At 42.9% G+C, this 19,785-nt stretch carries 24 protein-coding genes and 1 pseudogene; 12 read left to right on the plus strand and 13 right to left on the minus strand.

Going from position 1 to position 19,785, the window contains the following annotated elements; genetic code table 11:
* The first annotated feature begins 425 nt into the window (after positions 1-425).
* Positions 426-2,972 (plus strand): EAL domain-containing protein, encoded by a 2,547-nt coding sequence (locus AC805_RS19410; protein ID WP_156341488.1) that lies wholly within the window; start codon positions 426-428, stop codon positions 2,970-2,972.
* On the opposite strand, the gene AC805_RS19415 is transcribed toward AC805_RS19410, so the two are convergent.
* The 6 genes from AC805_RS19415 to AC805_RS19440 form a co-directional block, all read right to left on the minus strand.
* On the minus strand, positions 2,969-3,409 hold the full coding sequence (locus AC805_RS19415) for a hypothetical protein (protein WP_197278794.1): 441 nt from the start codon (positions 3,407-3,409) through the stop codon (positions 2,969-2,971). The genes AC805_RS19410 and AC805_RS19415 overlap by 4 nt on opposite strands.
* Entirely contained in the window at positions 3,384-4,406 is a 1,023-nt protein-coding gene (locus AC805_RS19420) for a pentapeptide repeat-containing protein (RefSeq protein WP_055076949.1), read from the minus strand. The genes AC805_RS19415 and AC805_RS19420 overlap by 26 nt, the downstream gene beginning before the upstream one ends.
* Before the next feature lie 211 nt (positions 4,407-4,617).
* Entirely contained in the window at positions 4,618-4,863 is a 246-nt protein-coding gene (locus AC805_RS19425) for a hypothetical protein (protein WP_055076929.1), read from the minus strand.
* 4 nt (positions 4,864-4,867) lie between these two features.
* Entirely contained in the window at positions 4,868-5,200 is a 333-nt protein-coding gene (locus tag AC805_RS19430; protein ID WP_055076930.1) for an element excision factor XisI family protein, read from the minus strand.
* The gene (locus AC805_RS19435) at positions 5,185-5,604 is read right to left on the minus strand and encodes a XisH family protein (RefSeq protein WP_055076931.1); all 420 of its coding nucleotides are present in this window, start codon (positions 5,602-5,604) and stop codon (positions 5,185-5,187) included. Before AC805_RS19435 ends, AC805_RS19430 begins: the two co-directional genes overlap by 16 nt.
* 240 nt (positions 5,605-5,844) lie before the next feature.
* Positions 5,845-6,678 carry a zinc-dependent peptidase gene (locus AC805_RS19440; RefSeq protein ID WP_055076932.1) on the minus strand — a complete coding sequence of 278 codons (834 nt, stop codon included), beginning with the start codon at positions 6,676-6,678 and terminating at the stop codon, positions 5,845-5,847.
* A gap of 213 nt (positions 6,679-6,891) precedes the next feature.
* On the opposite strand from AC805_RS19440, the gene AC805_RS19445 reads away from it, so the two are divergent.
* The 7 genes from AC805_RS19445 (at position 6,892) to AC805_RS19475 (ending at position 11,570) form a co-directional block, all read left to right on the plus strand.
* Positions 6,892-7,332: a 2Fe-2S iron-sulfur cluster-binding protein gene (locus AC805_RS19445; protein WP_055076933.1), complete on the plus strand. Its 441-nt coding sequence runs from the start codon at positions 6,892-6,894 to the stop codon at positions 7,330-7,332.
* Positions 7,333-7,673: 341 nt separating this feature from the next.
* Complete coding sequence (locus tag AC805_RS19450) at positions 7,674-8,513, plus strand: hypothetical protein (protein ID WP_055076934.1); 840 nt, start codon at positions 7,674-7,676, stop codon at positions 8,511-8,513.
* A 7-nt stretch (positions 8,514-8,520) separates the two neighbouring features.
* The gene (locus AC805_RS19455) at positions 8,521-9,027 is read left to right on the plus strand and encodes a 2Fe-2S iron-sulfur cluster-binding protein (RefSeq protein ID WP_055076935.1); all 507 of its coding nucleotides are present in this window, start codon (positions 8,521-8,523) and stop codon (positions 9,025-9,027) included.
* Between the two features lie 86 nt (positions 9,028-9,113).
* Positions 9,114-9,845 (plus strand): V4R domain-containing protein, encoded by a 732-nt coding sequence (locus AC805_RS19460; RefSeq protein ID WP_055076936.1) that lies wholly within the window; start codon positions 9,114-9,116, stop codon positions 9,843-9,845.
* Position 9,846: 1 nt separating this feature from the next.
* Positions 9,847-10,263, plus strand: a complete 417-nt coding sequence (locus AC805_RS19465) for a hypothetical protein (protein WP_055076937.1) — start codon at positions 9,847-9,849, stop codon at positions 10,261-10,263.
* Positions 10,264-10,422: 159 nt separating this feature from the next.
* The gene (locus AC805_RS19470; RefSeq protein ID WP_055076938.1) at positions 10,423-10,893 is read left to right on the plus strand and encodes a phycocyanin; all 471 of its coding nucleotides are present in this window, start codon (positions 10,423-10,425) and stop codon (positions 10,891-10,893) included.
* Positions 10,890-11,570: a hypothetical protein gene (locus AC805_RS19475; protein ID WP_055076939.1), complete on the plus strand. Its 681-nt coding sequence runs from the start codon at positions 10,890-10,892 to the stop codon at positions 11,568-11,570. The genes AC805_RS19470 and AC805_RS19475 overlap by 4 nt, the downstream gene beginning before the upstream one ends.
* Positions 11,571-11,733: 163 nt before the next feature.
* Here AC805_RS19475 and bioF read toward each other — a convergent pair whose 3' ends face one another.
* Complete coding sequence (bioF, locus tag AC805_RS19480) at positions 11,734-12,924, minus strand: 8-amino-7-oxononanoate synthase (protein WP_082429569.1); 1,191 nt, start codon at positions 12,922-12,924, stop codon at positions 11,734-11,736.
* Positions 12,925-12,979: 55 nt separating this feature from the next.
* On the opposite strand from bioF, the gene AC805_RS19485 reads away from it, so the two are divergent.
* Positions 12,980-13,870: a ferritin-like domain-containing protein gene (locus AC805_RS19485; protein ID WP_055076940.1), complete on the plus strand. Its 891-nt coding sequence runs from the start codon at positions 12,980-12,982 to the stop codon at positions 13,868-13,870.
* Positions 13,871-13,919: 49 nt separating this feature from the next.
* Here the strand turns inward: AC805_RS19485 and AC805_RS19490 are convergent, their stop codons facing one another.
* From AC805_RS19490 to AC805_RS19515, 6 genes and pseudogenes are all read right to left on the minus strand, one after another.
* A complete protein-coding gene (locus AC805_RS19490; protein WP_055076941.1) occupies positions 13,920-14,357 on the minus strand; it encodes a hypothetical protein in 438 nt (145 codons plus the stop codon).
* 334 nt (positions 14,358-14,691) lie between these two features.
* Positions 14,692-15,614: pseudogene (locus AC805_RS19495) on the minus strand (YhcG family protein).
* 50 nt (positions 15,615-15,664) lie between these two features.
* Positions 15,665-16,087 carry a PIN domain-containing protein gene (locus AC805_RS19500; RefSeq protein WP_072143688.1) on the minus strand — a complete coding sequence of 141 codons (423 nt, stop codon included), beginning with the start codon at positions 16,085-16,087 and terminating at the stop codon, positions 15,665-15,667.
* A 2-nt stretch (positions 16,088-16,089) separates the two neighbouring features.
* On the minus strand, positions 16,090-16,350 hold the full coding sequence (locus AC805_RS19505; protein WP_055076942.1) for a prevent-host-death family protein: 261 nt from the start codon (positions 16,348-16,350) through the stop codon (positions 16,090-16,092).
* Between the two features lie 343 nt (positions 16,351-16,693).
* Positions 16,694-17,116, minus strand: a complete 423-nt coding sequence (locus tag AC805_RS19510) for a type II toxin-antitoxin system VapC family toxin (protein WP_055076943.1) — start codon at positions 17,114-17,116, stop codon at positions 16,694-16,696.
* Positions 17,116-17,334 (minus strand): hypothetical protein, encoded by a 219-nt coding sequence (locus AC805_RS19515; protein ID WP_055076944.1) that lies wholly within the window; start codon positions 17,332-17,334, stop codon positions 17,116-17,118. The genes AC805_RS19510 and AC805_RS19515 overlap by 1 nt, the downstream gene beginning before the upstream one ends.
* A 224-nt stretch (positions 17,335-17,558) precedes the next feature.
* On the opposite strand from AC805_RS19515, the gene AC805_RS19520 reads away from it, so the two are divergent.
* The 3 genes from AC805_RS19520 to AC805_RS19530 all read left to right on the plus strand — a co-directional run bounded on the left by AC805_RS19520 (position 17,559) and on the right by AC805_RS19530 (position 19,467).
* Positions 17,559-17,750: a hypothetical protein gene (locus tag AC805_RS19520; RefSeq protein ID WP_055076945.1), complete on the plus strand. Its 192-nt coding sequence runs from the start codon at positions 17,559-17,561 to the stop codon at positions 17,748-17,750.
* Positions 17,751-17,757: 7 nt separating this feature from the next.
* Positions 17,758-17,943: a DUF433 domain-containing protein gene (locus AC805_RS27180; protein ID WP_269433612.1), complete on the plus strand. Its 186-nt coding sequence runs from the start codon at positions 17,758-17,760 to the stop codon at positions 17,941-17,943.
* 192 nt (positions 17,944-18,135) lie between these two features.
* A complete protein-coding gene (locus tag AC805_RS19530) occupies positions 18,136-19,467 on the plus strand; it encodes an FAD-binding oxidoreductase (RefSeq protein WP_055076946.1) in 1,332 nt (443 codons plus the stop codon).
* The last annotated feature ends 318 nt before the right edge of the window (positions 19,468-19,785 follow it).

Consider the following 19,785-nt stretch of genomic DNA (forward strand, 5'->3'; position numbering starts at 1 on the left):
TAAGTAGCTAGGCATAAGTAAACTTAAAACCTAGAAGAGAGTACCGCCCGCTGCGCGGGCGGTACTCTCTCTGTTTTTGTTTGTCACAAAAGCTGTAGCGCTTGTAGAGAGTGCGCTACAGCTTTTGGGGTTGGGTTTTAACTATGCCTAGATACTTATATTTAATGGCAAGAGCAAAAAGGGCAAGAGTAAAAAAAGAGCGAAAAAAGAATGAGGGTTTAACGTATAGAGCACTTGTGCTAAGTTTTTTGAGCTTTTATAATTTGAGCTTTTATACTTAGTTGCGCCTAGCTACCTAGGCTTTAACGATTATATTATATTAAAATTATATTAAATTATGGGGTAAGCTAAGATTTTCCATGGCTTTTTTTCAACAGGGAAATCTCTAAAGTTGCAATTTTGAATGACCCGTCAAGGTACAAATTTTGACTGAAAGATATCAACATCTTAATCCCATATATCAAGAGGTTCTCAAACAGGAACGTCTTAGAAACTTAATGCGTATTGCCAAGTGTATGGAGAGCAGTACGGTTGGGGTATTTGAGACTACCATCGATGACCAGATTATTGGCGTTAGCATTTCCTTTTGTGAGTTATTAGGATATAGCGACTCACAAATTCGCGAACTTAACTACGAACAGATTTGCTATCCTGACGATTTATCGGCTTACTATGTGCTGAAGGAGAGATTGCTATCGGGGGAAATTGATCGCTGCTACCTCAATGTACGTTATATTCGCGAAGATGGTCAAATTGTGCAGGTCATCCAAAGTACGGATCTTGATATTAGCGGTGCGCAGGAACCTTATTTTGTCAATCGATTTGAAGATATTACCGATTGGGAAAGGACAGAGCGGAATAAGCAGGATTTTGAAAATCGGACACGCTATCTTTTTGAGAATAATCCCCATCCGATGTGGATTTACAATCTGGAAACCCTAGAGTTTTTGGCAGTCAATCAGGCTGCAATCAACCACTATGGCTATAGTGAGGCAGAGTTTTTATCCATGACGGTGCTTGATATTCGTCCTATTGAGGATGTTCCCAAACTCTTAGAAGCGATCGCTAAAGTATCCACTGGCTTTAGCGTGCCTGAGATTTGGACGCATCGCAAAAAAGATGGTAGCCAGATTTTAGTAGAGGTTTCAGCACATACCCTTGAGTATCAAAATCACAGATGTGAATTGATTTTAATCAATGATGTCACCCAAAAAATTCAAGCACAGGAAGACCTCAAACGGGCTGAAGCTAAATATCGCAGCATCTTTGAGAATGCGGTTGAAGGTATTTTTCAAACCTCAGTCGATGGAAAATTTCTCATCGCCAACCCAATGCTCGCCAAAATCTATGGCTATGAATCTCCTGAAGATTTGGTTGCTAATCTCACCAATATCGAAGAGCAACTCTATGTCGATCCTCAAAGTCGGTTGGAGCTAATTGAACTTTTGACAGAGCAGGAAGATGTCAAACAATTTGAATCTCAAGTCTATCGCAAGGATGGATCGATTATTTGGACTTCTGAAAATGTCCATGCTGTTCGGGATGTTATCGGTAATATTATTTACTTTGAAGGAACAGTTGAAGATATTACCGCCAGCAAAATTGCTAAGGCAGAGATCGAGCATCTGGCCTTCCATGACTCTTTGACCGATCTGCCTAACCGCGTTCTATTTCGCGATCGCCTTTGTGCCGCTTTGGTCAATGCATCGGTACAACTACAAACTCATATCGAGCGAAACCAAATTACTGACATCAAGACCATTCCTCCATTGCTGGCGGTGATGTTTCTGGATCTAGATCGCTTTAAGTTAGTCAACGATACGATGGGTCATGCCGCAGGCGATCGCCTCCTCATCGAAGTTGCCAAAAGATTGAGCGATTGTATGTTTGAAAGCACTTTTCTCGCACGGATGGGTGGAGATGAATTTATGATCTTTGTCGCTGAATTGCAAAGTATAGAATCTATTCAACAATTTGCTCAATTAATTTTACAGTCCTTTGAAAATCCTTTCTTAGTTGAAGAAACGCCCTTGCACATTGGTACGAGTATTGGCATTAGTCTCTATCCTAACGATGGAATGGATGAAGAAACCTTGATGAAGAATGCTGATACGGCAATGTTTCGCGCGAAAGAACGCGGTAGAAATCATTATCAGCTCTACAATCATGCGATCGGCGCAAAGGTAAAAGAATATGTGGCGATCGAGAATGGAATTCGCCAAGCCCTCGAACGCTCCGAGTTTCAGGTGTTTTATCAACCGCAAATTAACTTGGTTACGGGGGAGATTGATTGCATGGAGGCGTTAGCTCGTTGGCTGCATCCTGAACTCGGATGGGTTCCCCCAACCCAATTCATTCCTGCTGCCGAGGAGCATGGACTAATTGTCCGTTTGGGAGAATGGGTTTTATGCACGGCATGTCAGCAAAATTATCTATGGCAAAGTCAAGGTTTACCCGCAATTCGGATGGCAGTAAATTTCTCCGCTCAGCAATTTCAAGTGACGGATCTTTGTACGCGCGTTATGCAGATTCTATCGGAAATTGGTTTAGAACCGCAGTATTTAGAGATCGAAATTACGGAAAGCTTGGTAATGCAAGATCAAAGCACAACTATTGCTGTTCTTAAGAAGTTAAAATCCCTAGGGATAAGTATCTCGATTGATGATTTTGGTACTGGCTATTCTTCTCTCAGTTATTTACGTCTGTTGCCCGTGAGCAAGGTCAAAATCGATGCGAGCTTTATCCGCGAGACACCGCAAAATCGGGATGATGCAGCGATCACATCGGCTATAATTGCGATGGCTCATAACCTCAATCTGCGGGTAATTGCGGAGGGAGTAGAGCGAAAGGAGCAGTTAGAATTTTTGCGATCGCATAATTGTGATGCCGTCCAAGGGTATCTATTCAGCCGTCCTATTCCCGCCGATGAAGCAACGCGCATTCTTCAATCTCAATCGGCAGCTATATATTAAGGAACGAAGGGAATGAATTGTTTTAGGAACTTACGTAGCTTCAATAGCCCAATTATTTCTCGGACTTTCGGCGATACCAAATCCTCGGGGGGGATATTATCGAGCGATCGCAATTTTTCCATGAGTTCGGTATATTCAGCAGCACTGAGTTGTTTACCATCAATGGGCGATCGGGCATCGGTATAGATCTCCGCACGTAAAACTTCTTCAGGGCTATCTTCCCGAACCGATGGCGAAGTGTTTGGCGAGACATTTGGCGATATACTTTCGGCGGTAACCAGCAGAGGACTCATGACCAAGGTGGCAATCTGTAAAGTTAGACAAGAAGCAAGAGCCAAGATCCGATTTTGGGTTTGATGATTTGGGCTTGGAGCTTGGCTTTGTTTTTTTTCTTTAGGACAATGCGTAACGCTAGCGCCCCAATCGATTTGGTACATCTTCACAGCCTCCTGGAATAGTTTTGCGAGATTTTTTACCACACCAAGCACATAGGTACTGGCGAGTTTCTTCGGATAGGTCGATCGCCTTGCTAAAATCAGCGTCTTCGACAACTGCTCCTGTATATTCACCCGTATCAAAGTTAGGCAGATGCTGACGATCGCGAGGAGAGGCAGTTTCGAGCTTGCCATAAAACATTTTTACCCGACTGAGATCCGTACCCCTCAAATTGGCTTTAGCCAAAACCGCCCCACCAAAGTTTGCCCCCGTCAGATCGCAGTTCAGGAAATTGGTCTTAATCAAGTTTGCCCCACTCAAATCCGCATTTCGCAAATCCGTATGGCAAATATCGCGATTCGCTAACATCATTCCTAAATTAACGACCCGCACTCCATTTGCCAGATCGACCACATAGCCCCCAGTCCCATCGAGAATGGGACGACCAAGTAAACCATCTCGTTTCAGGGGGGTAAGGAGATTGGCGCTCGATAGGAAGCGAATAATTTTCGCGCGTCCGTCAGCATCGCAACCACCTAATAGGGCGGCAGTTCTTGCTTGGGCGATCGCTCTTTCAAGCGGCCAATCTTCCAATTGACCTTGGGGGTCGAGTACGAGGTCGGAAATTCCTTGAAAATAGGAATCAATGGTTTGCTGTTGGGTAATGACATTTTGCTGACCCGTCAAGCTTTCAGAAATCTGATTTTGCCGCCAAGCCACCCACACCGCCAAAATCGCAATTAAAATCTGCCCTACTGCTCCTAAGGCTTCCCACTTGATCGTGTCAAACCATCGGGCAAATGCGAGATCCAGCTCGGTGACATGGGCAGCCATAAATAAGACCACACCAGCTAAAATGCTTGACAGAGTAATATCCCAGCGTTGCCCTAGGGGAGAATTAGCGATCGCAGTTAGAAACGGCGGCAAAAGAATTGGGAGGATAATCGTTGAGATGATAGCAAGCCCGATATAAACCAATTCATCGCGATTTAAATACATGGCGATGAGCGCCGCAAATGCTGCGATCGTGGCGATGCTTAAAAAGAATGCTTTAATGCGAGAATTTGGTAGAGCCAATCTAGTAAATGATGTTAATACTGTAGGATTTGCTAGAGATCGCGATCGAGGCTGTATTCGCCCCAATAATGCCCCAATAATATTAACAATATTCTTGCAATTTGGGCTAATGAGAGTATTAAAAGGAAGTTTTTTAATAAACATGAGGATCATTAGCAAGTTGTTTGTTTTTTTGCTGTAGAGAATCTAAGCTATCGTGCCTTCCAGCCTCTATTGTCAAGGTTTTTAAAATCGGCTCTAAACACATTTTAGCCTCATCATAACCACTGAGGTCATCATTTACTTGCATCCCATTCACCAAATCCACCAATACCTTATCGCTAATAATGGGAACTTGTTGCTGTAGGTCTTGTAATGATTGAGTTACAAAGTTTGGCATTGGGTTATTTATTCACTGTGATCGCTTGTTGCCAACTGGTGACAATGTCTTCTTTTTTGATCCCTGCTGCGATGAGTGTATTCACTAATCCTTCCTCAAAGTTATCTTCTTCGATGATGACTTGGCGATCGCTGTTATCTTTTTCAATAAGTCGCGCATGAAATAAGACACTATCCATCCAACGCTGTTTATCCCAACCTGTCGCAAGAACTAGAAAATGTCCAGACTCGGCATCACAGACTGGGTAGAGCTTGATTGCTTGCAGACTAGGCTGATCGATTGTGGCATCCTGTACTGTTTTTTTGAGGATATCTACATACTTTAGTGAGTTATCCATTTGACAACTACCTCCTGATCTGGGGCATAGATTAATAAATTAATTTTACTTCGCTGGATGGCAATCTGAAAAATTGGCTTTTGAAATTGTGAAATATACACAGCTTGACTTATAGCCAAAAACAATTGACGTTCTGGCTCTTGTTCTTCTAAAGCCCATTGGTAAAGTTGAAGTTGACCCATAGTTTTCTCTAGTTCACTAATTACCGAAGGAGCATCAAAATCTTTGATCTCAACGGCTATTTTACGTCCTTCTTTTTCGGCTGTAAAAAGCTTTTCGGCTCCTAAATCAGCTTTTAAAAGTGTCTGCCCAAGAACCAAGATCAAGGGATCGCTGGTAATTATCCATCCATCTTTTTCAAGGGTACGGCGCAAGGGAAAATGTAAATCATCTCTTCTAGACATAAAGAAATCAATTAAATTGTATTGTTATTGTTTACTTCTTAGGATTTCTCCGACGTGCTTTTTTTGATTTTCAACAGCCCCCTTCAATTTCGCATTGTCGTTTGAAATTTTATCGAGTGTGTTTTTTCGCTCTGCTTGCTTCTCAGCATTTTGTTTATTGAAATTTATAGATTCTTGCAATGGATTCCTCATAATAAGTTATGTGAAATTTGATTGAATCGTGCGATTTTAAATTTAATCCTACCATTGCTGAGGATCTAGGTGGTAGTAGCGTTGGAGAAGGTCGTAGAGATCGGGATGCTTTTGATTTAACTGTTTAGGCTTCTCAAAGAATGTCTCCGTTGCCACCGCAAAAAACTCCGCTGGATTGGTCGCACCGTAGCTATCGAGGACTGTCTTTTTCCCATTTTCTACCCGATCGCATAGTTGCAGATATTCGGCGGTCATGATCTTTGACCATGCAGCGTAGTCCAAAGCTCTCGACAAAATTGGTACTCCTTCCGCATGCCCATCCTCTTGATCGAGTTGATGGGCAAACTCATGCAACACCACATTCCGTCCATCTTGCCAATTCTGAATATCTCTTTTTACCTGTTCCCAAGAGAGAATTAATTGATCCATTGTCCATGATTCTCCTAATCTAGCAACAAGCCGTTCTTCCACTATATAGCGATCGCTCATGACCATCTCATTGACGATGTAAGCATCGGGATATACCAGAATCGAACGTAGATTAGGGAAATAGGTTTGGCGATCGCCAAACAACAATAAACAGGCAAAAGCGGCGATCGTGACCTTCACTTCTTCGGTAATCTGGAATCCCCTACAGCCAATAAATTGCTTTTCCGTCAGAAATACCAGTACATAGCCCTGTAGTTCCTTTTGTTGCGCCGAAGTCAAACTAGGATAAATAGATAGATTCTCCTCAATTATATTTAACCAAGTTCTTGGAAAAGGTTTCATTCTAAGGCGATTGCGTTGCCACTTGATCAAAAATGGATAAATTAAAATACCAATGGCGATCACGCCAACCACAATTGAGAAGATAATCGCTAAATCCTTTGGAGAAAACACAAAAAATCAACTGGTTTAAATAAAAGAAATAGAAGAACTAAAGAGGAACTAAAAGAGAACTAAAAGAGAACTAAAAGAGATTTTCAAAAGAGATTTTCAAAAGAAGCGAAATTCATGGAAGAAAATACGCACTAAAAAGGTTAAGATGACCACCATAATTTCTTTATTTTAGCTTTTTTCCGCATCGGATGATTTCGCCACCATTTAAGCTCTATGCCTTGTATTAAACTCGAACCCCTAGGAATTACGATCAACGTCTCAGCCAAAGATAAATTATGGCGATCGCTTAAACATGCCAAGGTAGAATTAGCCGCAACTTGTCAGGGACAAGGCATCTGTGGCACTTGTGCTCTGAGGGTGTTTGATGGAGAGAGTCGTCTCAGTCCGATGGAAAATCTAGAGCAAGCAACCCTGAAGAATGTTCGCCGAGATATAGCTCTCTATCGTTTGACCTGTCAAACTTCGGTTTTAGAAGATGGAGTCGTTTTTTATTTAGATAATAAAGCGGATAAAAAATTAGCCCAAATTTTTGCACGATTAAAAAACCGCTTGGCTCCACGCGATATCTACCATCCCATCACGAGTGAGTTGTTAGTGCAAGAAGGTAACCTGATTACCCAAGAAATTTTAGAACGGTTACTCAGTGACTCTTGAAGGAAGTGGTTTGGCTGGTTGTGTTAAAAATTACATATTTTTTTTAACTTTTAGATGTTGCTCAGTTAAGAGGTTATAGACTGATAACAAATTTATTTTTATTCTTAACCTCTACCTGTAGCATCTTTCATGACTCATAAATTAATCATGATGTATTCTGATTGTCTCGGAATAGAACATTTTGGTTAATTACAGAATTGAAAACCTTTATGTTTCGGATGGGGGATTTTGTGACCAAGCTATTCTAATTTTTTTATTTTTTCCATTAGCCTAAATCTAAAATCAAAATTATATAAAAATTTAATAAAAATATCTAAAGCTATAAAATGCAGACATTAATAATGAATAACTCAGATTCTTTTTTTGAAGAATTTGTGGGCGAGCAGTATCTGCAAAAGCCGCTTATCCACATTGCTATAGCTGAGTCAAAGCCAACTATATCTCAGGCTGTTCTTCAAGAAATCAAAAAAGATAATCGTTTGGTTTCCGATCTCTGTTCCAATTATCAACAGTTAGTTCAGACTGTTAGCCAACAGTCGTCCGATCTGATTTTATTGGGTAAATTGGAAGATTTAAATTGGTTAGAAGTTTGCCGCCGTTGCCTCAAACAGTGGCATAACTTGCCGATTATTTTGTTGGTAGATCAGCGAGAAGTCAGCGATTTTTTTCGAGATTGGGCGATCGAACGCGGTGTACATGATGTTGTGAGCATCCATCCTCAAAATGTGCATCTACTCCAGCAGGCATTAATTCGGCATACCCTCAGAGGTACGCTCCAAAATGCTATCAAGCATAGACGGGAAATCAAGGGAGCCAGTGCCGAAAAAATCGACACATTGACTTGGGAAGCTACCCTAGTCGCCCTAAACCGCTTAACTAAGTACAGTTCTTGCTATTTAGGTCCTTTAGCGATCGGCAACTATTGGCATAAAAGTCATCAGAGTCTAGTCGCTTTACATCCATCGTTGGAATATTGGAAAGTCGATTACCAAGGACAGATCAGTTGCCCTTTTATCTCTGAGCAGATTGAACCCTTAACTGCTTCTCAGTTGCAAGATATCCAAACATGGGTAAGGGCTTTCTTGAAGGAATGCGAACGAGTCATCGTGGACTTTTCGCAGATACTGCAAGCGAAGAATCTCTCTGCCGATGTCTCAAAGCTCATTTCTCCAGTGCCATAAGACTTAAGTGAAACAGATCAAACTACAACCATTAAACCAAGACGTGGAGGTTGCAACCGAGAGTACTTTACTCAGTGTTTTACTGAAACAGGAAATGAACGTACTTCAAGCCTGCGGTGGTCAAGGAAGATGTGCAACCTGTCATGTGTACGTGAGGGATGGTGGTGATGCACTCAGCCCCAAAAGCGAACAGGAAATCCTGACCCTCAGTTTTATCACTTCATCGAAAGTTAACTCTCGTCTCGCCTGTCAAGCAAGAGTTTGGCAAGATGGCATCGTTATTGAGGTTCCTCAAGGGATGTACATTGGTTCGATTGGAGAATTAAAAAACTTAATCGGTAAAAGAGCGCAACAAAATCTAATTCACCCTTTAACTGGTGAAGTATTAGTTGAAGAAGGCAAGCTGATTTTGCGATCGGCGTTAGAGAAGATGGCAGAAATTGACTCATCGTTTAGCACTGATTTAAGTCAAATTTTATTACCCCCTGAAAAATCTACCGTTGCAAGCAAATAGAGCTATTCCCCATTTATTTGTATTCACTGAATTTCTTGCAAGTCATAGTATAGAAAGTTTATACCTAGTTAATCCGAGAATTGTAAATGACCAAATCAACTTTTCGTAATAATAGAGAACCTCTTTTTTCGTTAAACTCTCTATCTCAAGTTTGCCATTATAGTCGTCATACTTTTTTTAAATTCGACCAATCCAAGGGACAGATTAGAGACTGGAATCAGCATCAATATGTATTGGCTAGCGATGATTTTATCGTTTCGCTCCTGAAGGGGCTAGAACATGAGGTGGGCGATGCATCAGGATGGCTGATGTATCTGATTGGTAAAGATTGGGGAACTAACGATGCCAAGGACTTTAAGGTTTGGTTTGAGCGCGATTACCATTTCAGTGTGAGTAAATCTAACCTGAGTTTTGCCTTAGAGACTTGGTGGTGGCCATTAACGGCTCAGGGCTGGGGGAAGTGGAATGTCGATCTCAGTTCAATTCGAGAAGGTTTTATCTTTATCGATCTATTTGATTCGGCAGTTGCAAAATCGATGGGAAATATTGGGAAGCCTGTGTGTTTTCTCTACGCAGGGCTATTGGCAGGTTTCTTTTCGGTCATGCTCAATCGTGGTTTAAGTAGTACTGAAATTCAATGCTATTCCATGGGAAATAATTTCTGCCGTTTTTTGATTGGTTCTGAGACGAGGATTAAGGCCGCTGAATTTTGGTTGAGTTCTGGAGCGACTGCACAAGAGATTGAGCAAAGGCTTTTGGATCGGGATTCTTCAAGCATTACTGGGATCAATCCATCTATGGATGCAGGAGGTATATAGGATGAAAAACCGCAATCGTTTTCATCATCGTTTTCATCAACGGAATAGCTGGCTCGATCGCTTGAGAAAACTATGGCGATCCTTGGTGAAATTGCTGCAAAAGATCTTCAGAACGGATGCAGACAAGACTAATTCGCGCCAATCGACTGGAAGCTCAACTGGTCGAGCCACTGGGCGATCAACTAGCCCTACAGATCTCCATGAACCTATCCCTATAGATAGTGTCTCCTTGGGAGTACTGCCGCGACCAACTCCTTTTCTCTTAGGCTTAGAAGATATTCAGGATTTGGAAATCTTAAGTACCAAAGATTTAATCGCCCAAATTGAGTGGAATTCTGAGAGTCAGCAAGTTCTAACCGTTAAGGAAGAAGATCTCACTCTGTTGGAGGATTTACTCGTTAACTTCCCTGAATCGTAATTTGTGGTTTAGGAGTCCCGTTGCTTTGCGACCTCCATGCCTAGTTCTAGAGCGATACCCTGCGGCGCACGCGCAGCGTGCGCCGCAGGTTTCAGGGTTTTATATTTAATTAAGCCCACTTACCTATAATCAAACTTTTATAATCAAACTTTTATAACCATGATTACTCTCTTAGAAAATGTTTTAGATCGAGCCGATGGTTCCTACATCAATCCTGAAGATTTGCGAACTTTAGATCGGGCGATCGCTTCTTGGCAACAGCGTCGTCAAACCTATGATTTGATTCAAGCGAAAGAAAATGCGATCGTCGCACAGGTGCTACAACAGATTCAAGCTACGGCTCCCGATATAGCGGCTAAGGTGACAGTGGATGGCGGTAGCAAATGTCAGCGCGATATGGCTTTGGTGTTGCGTTACTGTGCTACGGCGATGCTATTGCAAGATGAGGAATTGCTCAAGGATCGTCTGTTGTATTGGATGCAGAATATTATGTTGGCGCTGAAGAATCAAAGGGTTAATGATTTTGTCTATCGAGCTTTGCAAAAAGCCGTAATGGAAAATTTGCCGAAAGAAAATGCTGCTTTGTTGTTGCCCTACATTGCGATCGCCCACCAATGGTTAACCCGATGATGCTCAATTCAATTCCTGGAAATTATTTTTCCCCTCGATTTTATGTTAAATCCGATCCTGCAACGGGTTTACTCTCAACAAGGCAAGGCGATCGCCTTGTCGCTGTGCCCGATTTTTTATTGCGGAGCATCCATACCGCTTTAGCCTCGGAAGCTGGGCAAGCGGGTACTTTGGCGCTTTATACCTTTGGTTTTGGCTGGGGTGGTTCCTTTTACGATCATATCCGTGGTGAGATCGAGTCCTACCAAGGCAAAACGATCATGGCAACAAATGCAGTGGAGTTTTTGGCAACCATGCGCCAGCTTTGGACAGTGCATGGCATGGGCAATCTCACCCTCGACTTTGGCTATCGCCATCACGGTCTGATCGTCGTGACTACGGAAAATTCAGTGTTAACAACAGGAAGCGAAATTGGCCTGCAGTCAGGTCGATTGCCTTGGCATCAGTTACAGGCGGGCTTCATTGCCGCATGGTTTTCCCGTTGGGCTGGTAAGGATATTCGGGCTTGTGCTACGGATTGGTCATCTCAGACTGAAGTGGATGCACCATTGGATTCTCCGCAAGAGAGCTATACGCGCTTTATTTTGGGTGTCACTAGCAAGATCCAACCGATTGAGCCTTGGGTAAAGCAGGGTTTGCGGACTGCGGAAATCCTAGAAAAATTAACGGCAACGTAAGCTTTGCTTAGGACAGCTATAATACCAAATCACAAAATGGCTACGCCATTTTGTGATTTTAAAACCCTTACTGGGTTTGGTTTTTAATTCCCAAAAGTGTAGCCACACTTTTGGGAATTGGTATAAAACCCAAAAGATGAGTGAAGGCACTTCGTGCCTTCACTCATCTTTTGGATTTAGCCTCTTGTTCGGCAAGCCCTAAATATTGCAGTAATGTTTGAATTTGGCTGGGGGTATGGGTTGCCATTAAAGTAACCCGAATTCTTGCTGTAGGAACTGTCGGTGGACGGATGGCAGGGGCAAAGATGCCCCGATCGCGTAAATACTGAGACTGTGCCATTGTCGTGGCAATATCGCCAACCTCGATCGCCACAATCGGCGAATCAAAGGCGATCGCTGGAATCCCCAATGCCTGTAAGCCTTGTTTGACCATAGCCACATTTTGCCAAAGTTGCTGCCGCAGTGCGCTTTCCGATTTAACGATCTCAATTGCCGCGATCGCTGCGCCTGTATCCGCAGGCGATAAACCAGTTGTATAGATCCAAGTTGCAGCCCGATTCCGCAGGTAATCAATTAACTTGGCGGAGCCTGCCACATAGCCGCCCAAGCTACCCAAAGCTTTGCTCAAAGTGCCTACTTGGATTAAGTTCGCGCCTAGCCCCAAGGCATTGGTCACGCCGCCACCGCGATCGCCAAAAACTCCTGTGCCGTGAGCCTCATCAACTAGCACCATGCAGTCATAGGTAGCAGCTAAGTTCATAATTTCTCTTAAGGGAGCCAGATCGCCATCCATACTAAACACGCTGTCCGTAGTAATTAAACAACGGCGATATTTAGAACGGTGCTCCTGTAATTTAGCTGAGAGATCTGCCAGACTGCCGTGTTGATAATCGATCGCCATAGCACCACTCATCACAGCGCCTTTTTTCAAACAAGAGTGATTGTAGGCATCGCCTAAAATTAAGTCCCGCTGCCCGACTATGGCTGATATCGTTCCCAAATTTGCTAAATAGCCAGAACTAAAAACTAAGGCTGCTTCGGTATTTTTAAGATCGGCGATCGCTAATTCCAGTTCTTCGTGAAGGGCTAGATGTCCCGTGACCAAGCGCGATCCCGTAGTGCCAGTGCCGTACTTTTCGGTTGCCGCGATCGCCGCTTCAATTAAACGGCGATCGCCTGCCAATCCCAAATAATTATTACTGGCAAACATGAGCATTTCGCGTCCATTCACCTTGGCGATCGTCCCTGCTTTGCTAGTGATTGTTTGGGTAGATCGATGCCAATTAGCTTTATGGATTGAATCCAAAGAGTGATCGAGCCAGTCGTAGGGAGTAGATGCCAATTTCGTCTTCACACTTCTTTACAAATTAAGATTAAAATTAGATTGGTATATATAAACTAGGTTTAAAATGACTGTTGCCTATCCCCATAAACTTCGCGGACAGTTAAGCGCTCAAGATATCCTCGATCGAGTGGTACGTCAACGTGAAATTCACATGGTAACCCTCAATCGCTATCGTTTCAACGAGCAACGAAGCTGCAAGGATCTTACCGATTTAATCGAAAAACTTGATGGCAAACCCCGCGATCTAATTAAAGATTTATCTCATCATATTGCCGATGAAGCTCGTCATGCGCTCTGGCTGACCGATCTGCTCTACGAACTTGGTGAAGATATCGGCACTCCTCCTGGATCTTCTTATATAGACGAGTTTGAGCGCTTGATTGGTTACGAAACTATCGGTAGTAGCCCTGAAGATGGCATCATCGAGTCTCTAGCCGCGATTAATGTTACCGAAAAGCGTGGTTGTGAATACTTCGCAGCTCACATTCGTGCGCTTCAAAAGTCAGAGCAAACGCCTGAAAACATCAAAATTCGCGAAACCATCGAAAAAATTATGCCTGAAGAGGTTGCCCATGTGCGCTGGGGCAATCGGAAACTCGCAGAAATTGGTAAGAAGAGTGAAGCGCTTCATGCCAAGGTGGATCTCGCAAAACGCAAATATGCTGCGATCGAGCAAGCAGCCTACGAATCAGGGATGGATGTGCTTGCAGGCGCGGAGGTACGTCGCGTTGAGAACTTAATGAAGATTGTCGATACCCTTCCCATCTGGCAACGTCCTCAATATTTGGCCGATCGGCTTCCCCAGACTTTGTTCTCTCCTGAGTTACAAAAGACCAGAATCGATCTTGCCAGAAAAGCATGGGAGAAGGATCCATCTTCTTTCGTTGAGAAATTTATTCCCATGTTCTTTGCTGGCAATCTCAAAGATACGGCAGCAAAGGCAGGGGAATATTAATCCAAAAGCCTGTAGATTACGCATAGCATACTCTACAGGCTTTGCCTCTTTAGCAGGAAGTAACTCCATTCGGATTTCGCAGGCGCAACCGAATTTCTGTCCATACCCTAGCTGCACCCTGTTCTTCTTGGCGAATTCTTTGACCGCTAAAGGCAGGATAGCGAACGTAAAATACGGCATCTGCTACTCGATCCAGATTGCCATCAAAAAAAGCAGAATAGCCATCAAAACAATATCCACCACTAAATGAGCGAGAATTGGCTCTCACTACCCGTTGAATTGCTTGCCATTCTCGAATAAATAAACTATTCCCAGTATCAATTTTTGAGTCACGCATCTCTGGACGGATCTGCCACCACAATTCGTCAGTCAACGCATCAACTCCATCGTTATAAGTAGAAGGTCTTGCGTAAGCCGATAGAGTTGGCATCAAAGTAGTGACCCCCAAACAGAGGATTCCTGATAGGACAATAGAAGCTAGTTTCATAATTGTAATCAGAGCGATAGGTTTTTACTAAGTAGTTCGGCATAATTAAAAACCAGAACCAGAGAGCATACCGCCCGCTGCGCGGGCGGTATGCTCTTCTAGGTTTTAAGTTTACTTATGCCTAGCTACTTAGTTAAGGCATAAGTGTCATTCAAGAATTGCGGCTCTCTGCACCACAATTCTCGAATGGCGCTTGATTTCTCCTACAGCGCTTTGCGCTCAAATCCAAACTAAGAAAGTTTTTGAAAGTGTTGCAAAGCAACACTTTCAAAAACTTTCTTATGGGTCTTTTGATCGAAAATTGCTGTAAATAGCTAAGCCTACCAATTGCCATTTAATCCTGTTCTGATGAAGGTAAGCGCCGACGTGCTGAAGCGCGATCGATTGTTGGAGTTTTGCTTGAAGTAGTTCTTTGGGTGGTAATACGGTGAGGTATTCGGCAACATGGATACCGCTTGGCTCTTGTATTCGTGGCGAAAGTTGCCGAGTTTGAGGTCGATCGCAACAAGGCGTTTGAGTTTGCGGTTATAGAATAGCAGGTCAATATAAAAGTCGTCATTATCGATTTGGATACGTTTTTTGCCTTGCGATAAAGGTGAATCCTGCACCAAGTTCTAGTAAAAATTTCTCGATGTCTCGCAAGATGGCATCTTCGAGGTCTTTTTCGAGGTAGCGATCGCTTATATCTAAAAAGTCGAGGATGTAGGGATCTTTTAGCAGTAAATCGGGTGAGATTTGCTTGTTTTCGCGTAATTGTTCTAAATCATGGCGAATAGTTTCTTCTGGTTTACGGGAGATGGCGGTGCGCTCGAATAGCATGGAGTTGATGCGTTCTTGTAGTTGGCGAACGCTCCAATTTTCGAGTTGCGTAATCTCAATATAGAAATTGCGCTTCAATGGGTCATCTATGCCCATAATTAGTTTGAGATGTGACCAACTCAATTTTGCACACAGTGTATGCAGAATTTCTCGATCGGGAAAAACTTCGGCTATCAGGATGCAATAGCGCAGTTGCCTTTCGCTCCAGCCTTTACCGTAAGTTTGGGTAAGGTGTCGCGAAAGTTCTGTTATAACCTGTTTGCCATATTCGGCGCGTTGACGTTGGAGTATTTCGGTTTGAATGCGATCTCCAACTTGCCAATAGAGCAGTGTAATTTCGGTATTGATGGCAACGGCGGCGCGTTGTTTGGCGGCATCAATAAGCTGACGAATTTCGCTAAAGAGTGTTTGCGCTATTTCTTGGATATTTGGAGTCATCTATGGCGGATTACGATCGGTTTCGTCAGTAATTGAGTGGGATATGTCTCTTAATTGCTACTTAGATAAATCTCTACATTTCGGGTATTCCATGTTGCGATGCCAATTCCAAAAAAGTCTTGATCTTCAGTCCAGATTGGACAGTCTAATGCTAGAGCTAGAGCAACTATAGTCCAGTCTTTAAGATCGCGATCTTCTATCCTGCGTTTTGCATCATCCTCATAGTCACTATAAATTTCCTGAGCTAATGGTGTGACTATTTTTGCCAGTTGTGCGATCGCATTTAAGAATGGCTCTAGTGCAAGATTCCTTTTTTGTAATATTTTGGGCAAATGGTGATTCAATTCGTCATAGCAACTGACGGGGGTAACGAAACTACAGCTAGAACTATACTTCTCTAGTAAGTTGGGAACTCGTTCTCCTAATATTGCACGAATGAGAATGTTGGTATCTAGGACAATTAACTTTCTCATCGTTAAGGTGTGTGTTTCCTAACGCTTTGAAAATCAGCAAATAGCTCCTCTTCACTGATACCTTGTGTTTGCAGTAATTGAGTGATTTTTTGCACTGCTTGTTGTAGAGCGAGTAAGTCTTGTTTTTGGGGTGTGGGTTGTGTGGGTATGTAGTAGCCTATGGGCACACCATGAGAGGTAACGGCTATTGGTTCGGATGTTTGTTTGGTGTATTTGTGTAAGTTAGCCCGAAATTCTTTAATTCCGACAGATTGGATTTCCATAGCCACAAATTATTAAAGTGTACACATGAGTACACTTTAACATAAGCTATTAAGTTATTGGCGATAACGGAAGACTAAACCAATCGTGTAATGCTGATAGTAAATAATTAAGAGTAAAAGATAAAATTTGTAGAGATTATTGATGCGATCGCCTATCTCTACCTTGCTTACATTTTGACTTTTGAAGCGATTATTTTTATCTACAAGGCTCTGTTAGCGATCGCGACAGTATGTAGCGATCGCAGAATCCCTTAAAAAAATAATGGAAACTAAGTAAAAACCTCATTGCCTTTTGTAGAGATGATTAGGGTGATCGCGCTTGATGATGACAAAAGGCGATCGGCTAATTTGTCCAATCTTCCGCTTGCAAATTAGCAATATTTTCAAAATCAGACAGATTGCGCGTTAATAGAGTTGCTCCTTTAGAAATAGCGATCGCCGCAATCTTTAGATCCATCGTTCCCAACCTTGGATACTCAGCGCGAAGTCGCTTAAAAATAGTTGCTGATTCACTGTCAAATCCAATCACCTTAAGCCTTGCAAAAGTTGCAATATGTTTTTCTAGCTTACGATAGGCAATGATTTGTTCCTCCAAGTTACGCGCCTTAGCGATATATCCTAACCAACCACGAGTTTGCTCCTCGTAAGTAATCACCGTAACATTAATATCTTCAGGGAAAAGTATGGCAAGTCTACTTATAATCCTTTGAGCAATCTCCCCACCACGCTCAAGAATACTCAGATGATCTGTGTCCAAAAGATACATTACTCAACCTCAGATGGCTCAAACAAATCTTTATAAGATCTACGATATTCTCTACCGATCGCGATCGCCTCTTCAAAACTAGGATCATCAGCAAACGTACCCACAATATTCTCCCACCAAGGCTTGATAGTATTTGCACTACTCAATAAAGAGAGTTTTAATTGCGTAACTTCAGCTTCAAGTTTTGATAGACGTTCTTCAACTTTAGATGGAGACATAATCAATTTTAGAACAGTAAATTTGCTGCTAATTATAGCCTAACTCGTTACTAGGAATGCGATCGCCTATTTACCTTACTCACTTCAGATTTTTGCCGCGATTGTTTTTGTCTATAAGACTCTATTAGCGATCGCGCTTTGATGATGACAAAAAGCGATCGCCCCTAAACGAGTAAAGCTTATAATAATGGCAACTCATAGATAATTCATCGACACTTAAACCTATGCTGCAACTGCAAGAACAATACATCACCAACGCTCAAGGCGATCGCATAGCCGTTATCCTCGAAATTACTGCATATCAAAAGTTACTCGAAGAAATGGATGAATTTCTCTGCTGGAAAGGCTATCAACAGGCAGTTGAAGAAACAGAAAAAGAATTTGCTAATGGTGATTTTGTAACCCTAGATCATTAATAACCATATCCCTGTTTGGACGATCATCTTACTCCAACAACAAGAAGCCGATACTCCAGAGCTTTTACGCAACTTCCCATCGTTAACCACAGATGACTTGAGTAACGCCCAATTCTATTACACTACAAATCAAGAAGAAATCGATCGCGCGATCGCCTCTCACCAATACGAACAAGAGGAAGCGATCGCCTAATTCGTATCCAAAAGCAAAACCAACCCAAGTCCAGTACACCAGTATTTGTCATTCGTGAATACTAAGAGTGTTTTGCGATCGCGATTGATGATGACAAAAGGCGATCGCCTTTTATAGAGATAATTAGGGCGATCGCTATATTCGTTGAGTTTTGCTAAGCTTAGAATAGTGGGATAGAAACAATTGGTGTATATGCAAATATCTTTAAAAAATTTATTAGAAGAGTTATCTGGAATTGAAGTAATTACAAATCCAGAACAGGTTGCGAAACTATCAGAAGATTTCGCCCACTTTAGTCCTGTCCTTGCTCCACTCCTAACTGGCAAAGTTGGCGATGCTGTAGTTCGTCCTACCAATGAAAACGAGGTACTGAGAATAGCCAAAGCCTGCGTCAAATACAACATTCCCATCACAGTGCGCGGCAGCGGTACGGGCAACTACGGACAATGCACACCCCTCAAAGGCGGCGTTATCTTAGAAACTCTGCGAATGCAAGAAATCAAATGGATTAAAGCGGGACTAGCCTGCGTCGAAACGGGCGTAAAAATGGCAGTCCTTGATAAAAAAGCCCAAGAAACTGGCTGGGAATCGCGAATGATTCCTTCTACCTTTAGAAGCGCGACGGTTGGAGGATTTATCGCGGGAGGTAGTGGCGGTATCGGTTCCGTACTCTACGGACAACTACGCGATCGCGGTAATTTAAGAGCCGTAAGGGTCGTCACCCTCGAAGATGAACCCAGAATTATCGAATTGCGAGGCGATGATGTCCAAAAAGTCGCTCATGCCTACGGAACCAATGGCATTATTACCGAATTAGAAGTTCCCCTCGCTCCAGCCTATGGATGGGATGAATTCGTAGTGAGTTTACCCGACTTCATGACAGCCGCTCGGTTTGGGCAAGCCCTCGGCAATAGTGACGGCATTATCAAAAAGATGATTAGCGTCCATACAGCACCGATTGCTAATTATTTCAATGCCCTCCAGAGCTACATTCCCAAGGATTCCCACTGCGCTCTAGTGCTCGTAGCGGAAAGCGATCGCGAACCATTTCAGAGCCTCGTGCGAGACTTTAAGGGCGAAATTTGCTACGAAAAAAGCGCAAGGGATGCGGGCAAAGGAATCAGTCTAATCGAATTTTCTTGGAATCACACCACCTTACATGCTCGCGCCGCCGATCCTTCTCTCACCTATCTTCAGAGCCTATTTTTGAACGATCCACAATTGGAACTAGTCCAACGGATGCATGAGTATTTTGGCGATGAAGTGATGATGCATTTAGAGTTTATTAAGGTGAATGGAGTAGTTATCCCTGCGGCGATTCAGGTGGTGCGTTTTACCACTAGCGATCGCTTAAACGAGATCATTCGATATCATGAGGCGCAGGGCGTATTCATTGCCAATCCCCATACCTATATTCTCGAAGATGGTGGTATGAAAACGGTTGACTACGAGCAACTAAACTTCAAGCGTATGGTCGATCCCTACGGTTTAATGAATTCTGACAAAATGAAAGCATGGCAATAGATTTTCGCGCCGCTACGCTCTTCTTGTTTTATGTCCTACCGCAATTATCGATCAAACGAACCACAAGGAAATTTTTGAAAGCGTTGCTTCGCAACGCTTTCAAAAATTTCCTTGGTTTGGGTTTGAGCGCCAAGCGCTGTAAGCAAAAGGGCTTGATGGCGGTTATTAAGTCCCTGCAATTTTGGCGATCGCAAGCTAAACTATATAGCCGCTGCCATTTTTGTTAGGACAAAATCAAAACCGCAAAGAGAGTTGCCGCGCGGAGCGCGGCAACTCTCTTTGCGGTTTTATGTCCTGATACAGTTGGCGGCAGCTATA

This window comes from Pseudanabaena sp. 'Roaring Creek' (assembly GCF_001402795.1).
Taxonomy (GTDB): Bacteria; Cyanobacteriota; Cyanobacteriia; order Pseudanabaenales; family Pseudanabaenaceae; genus Pseudanabaena.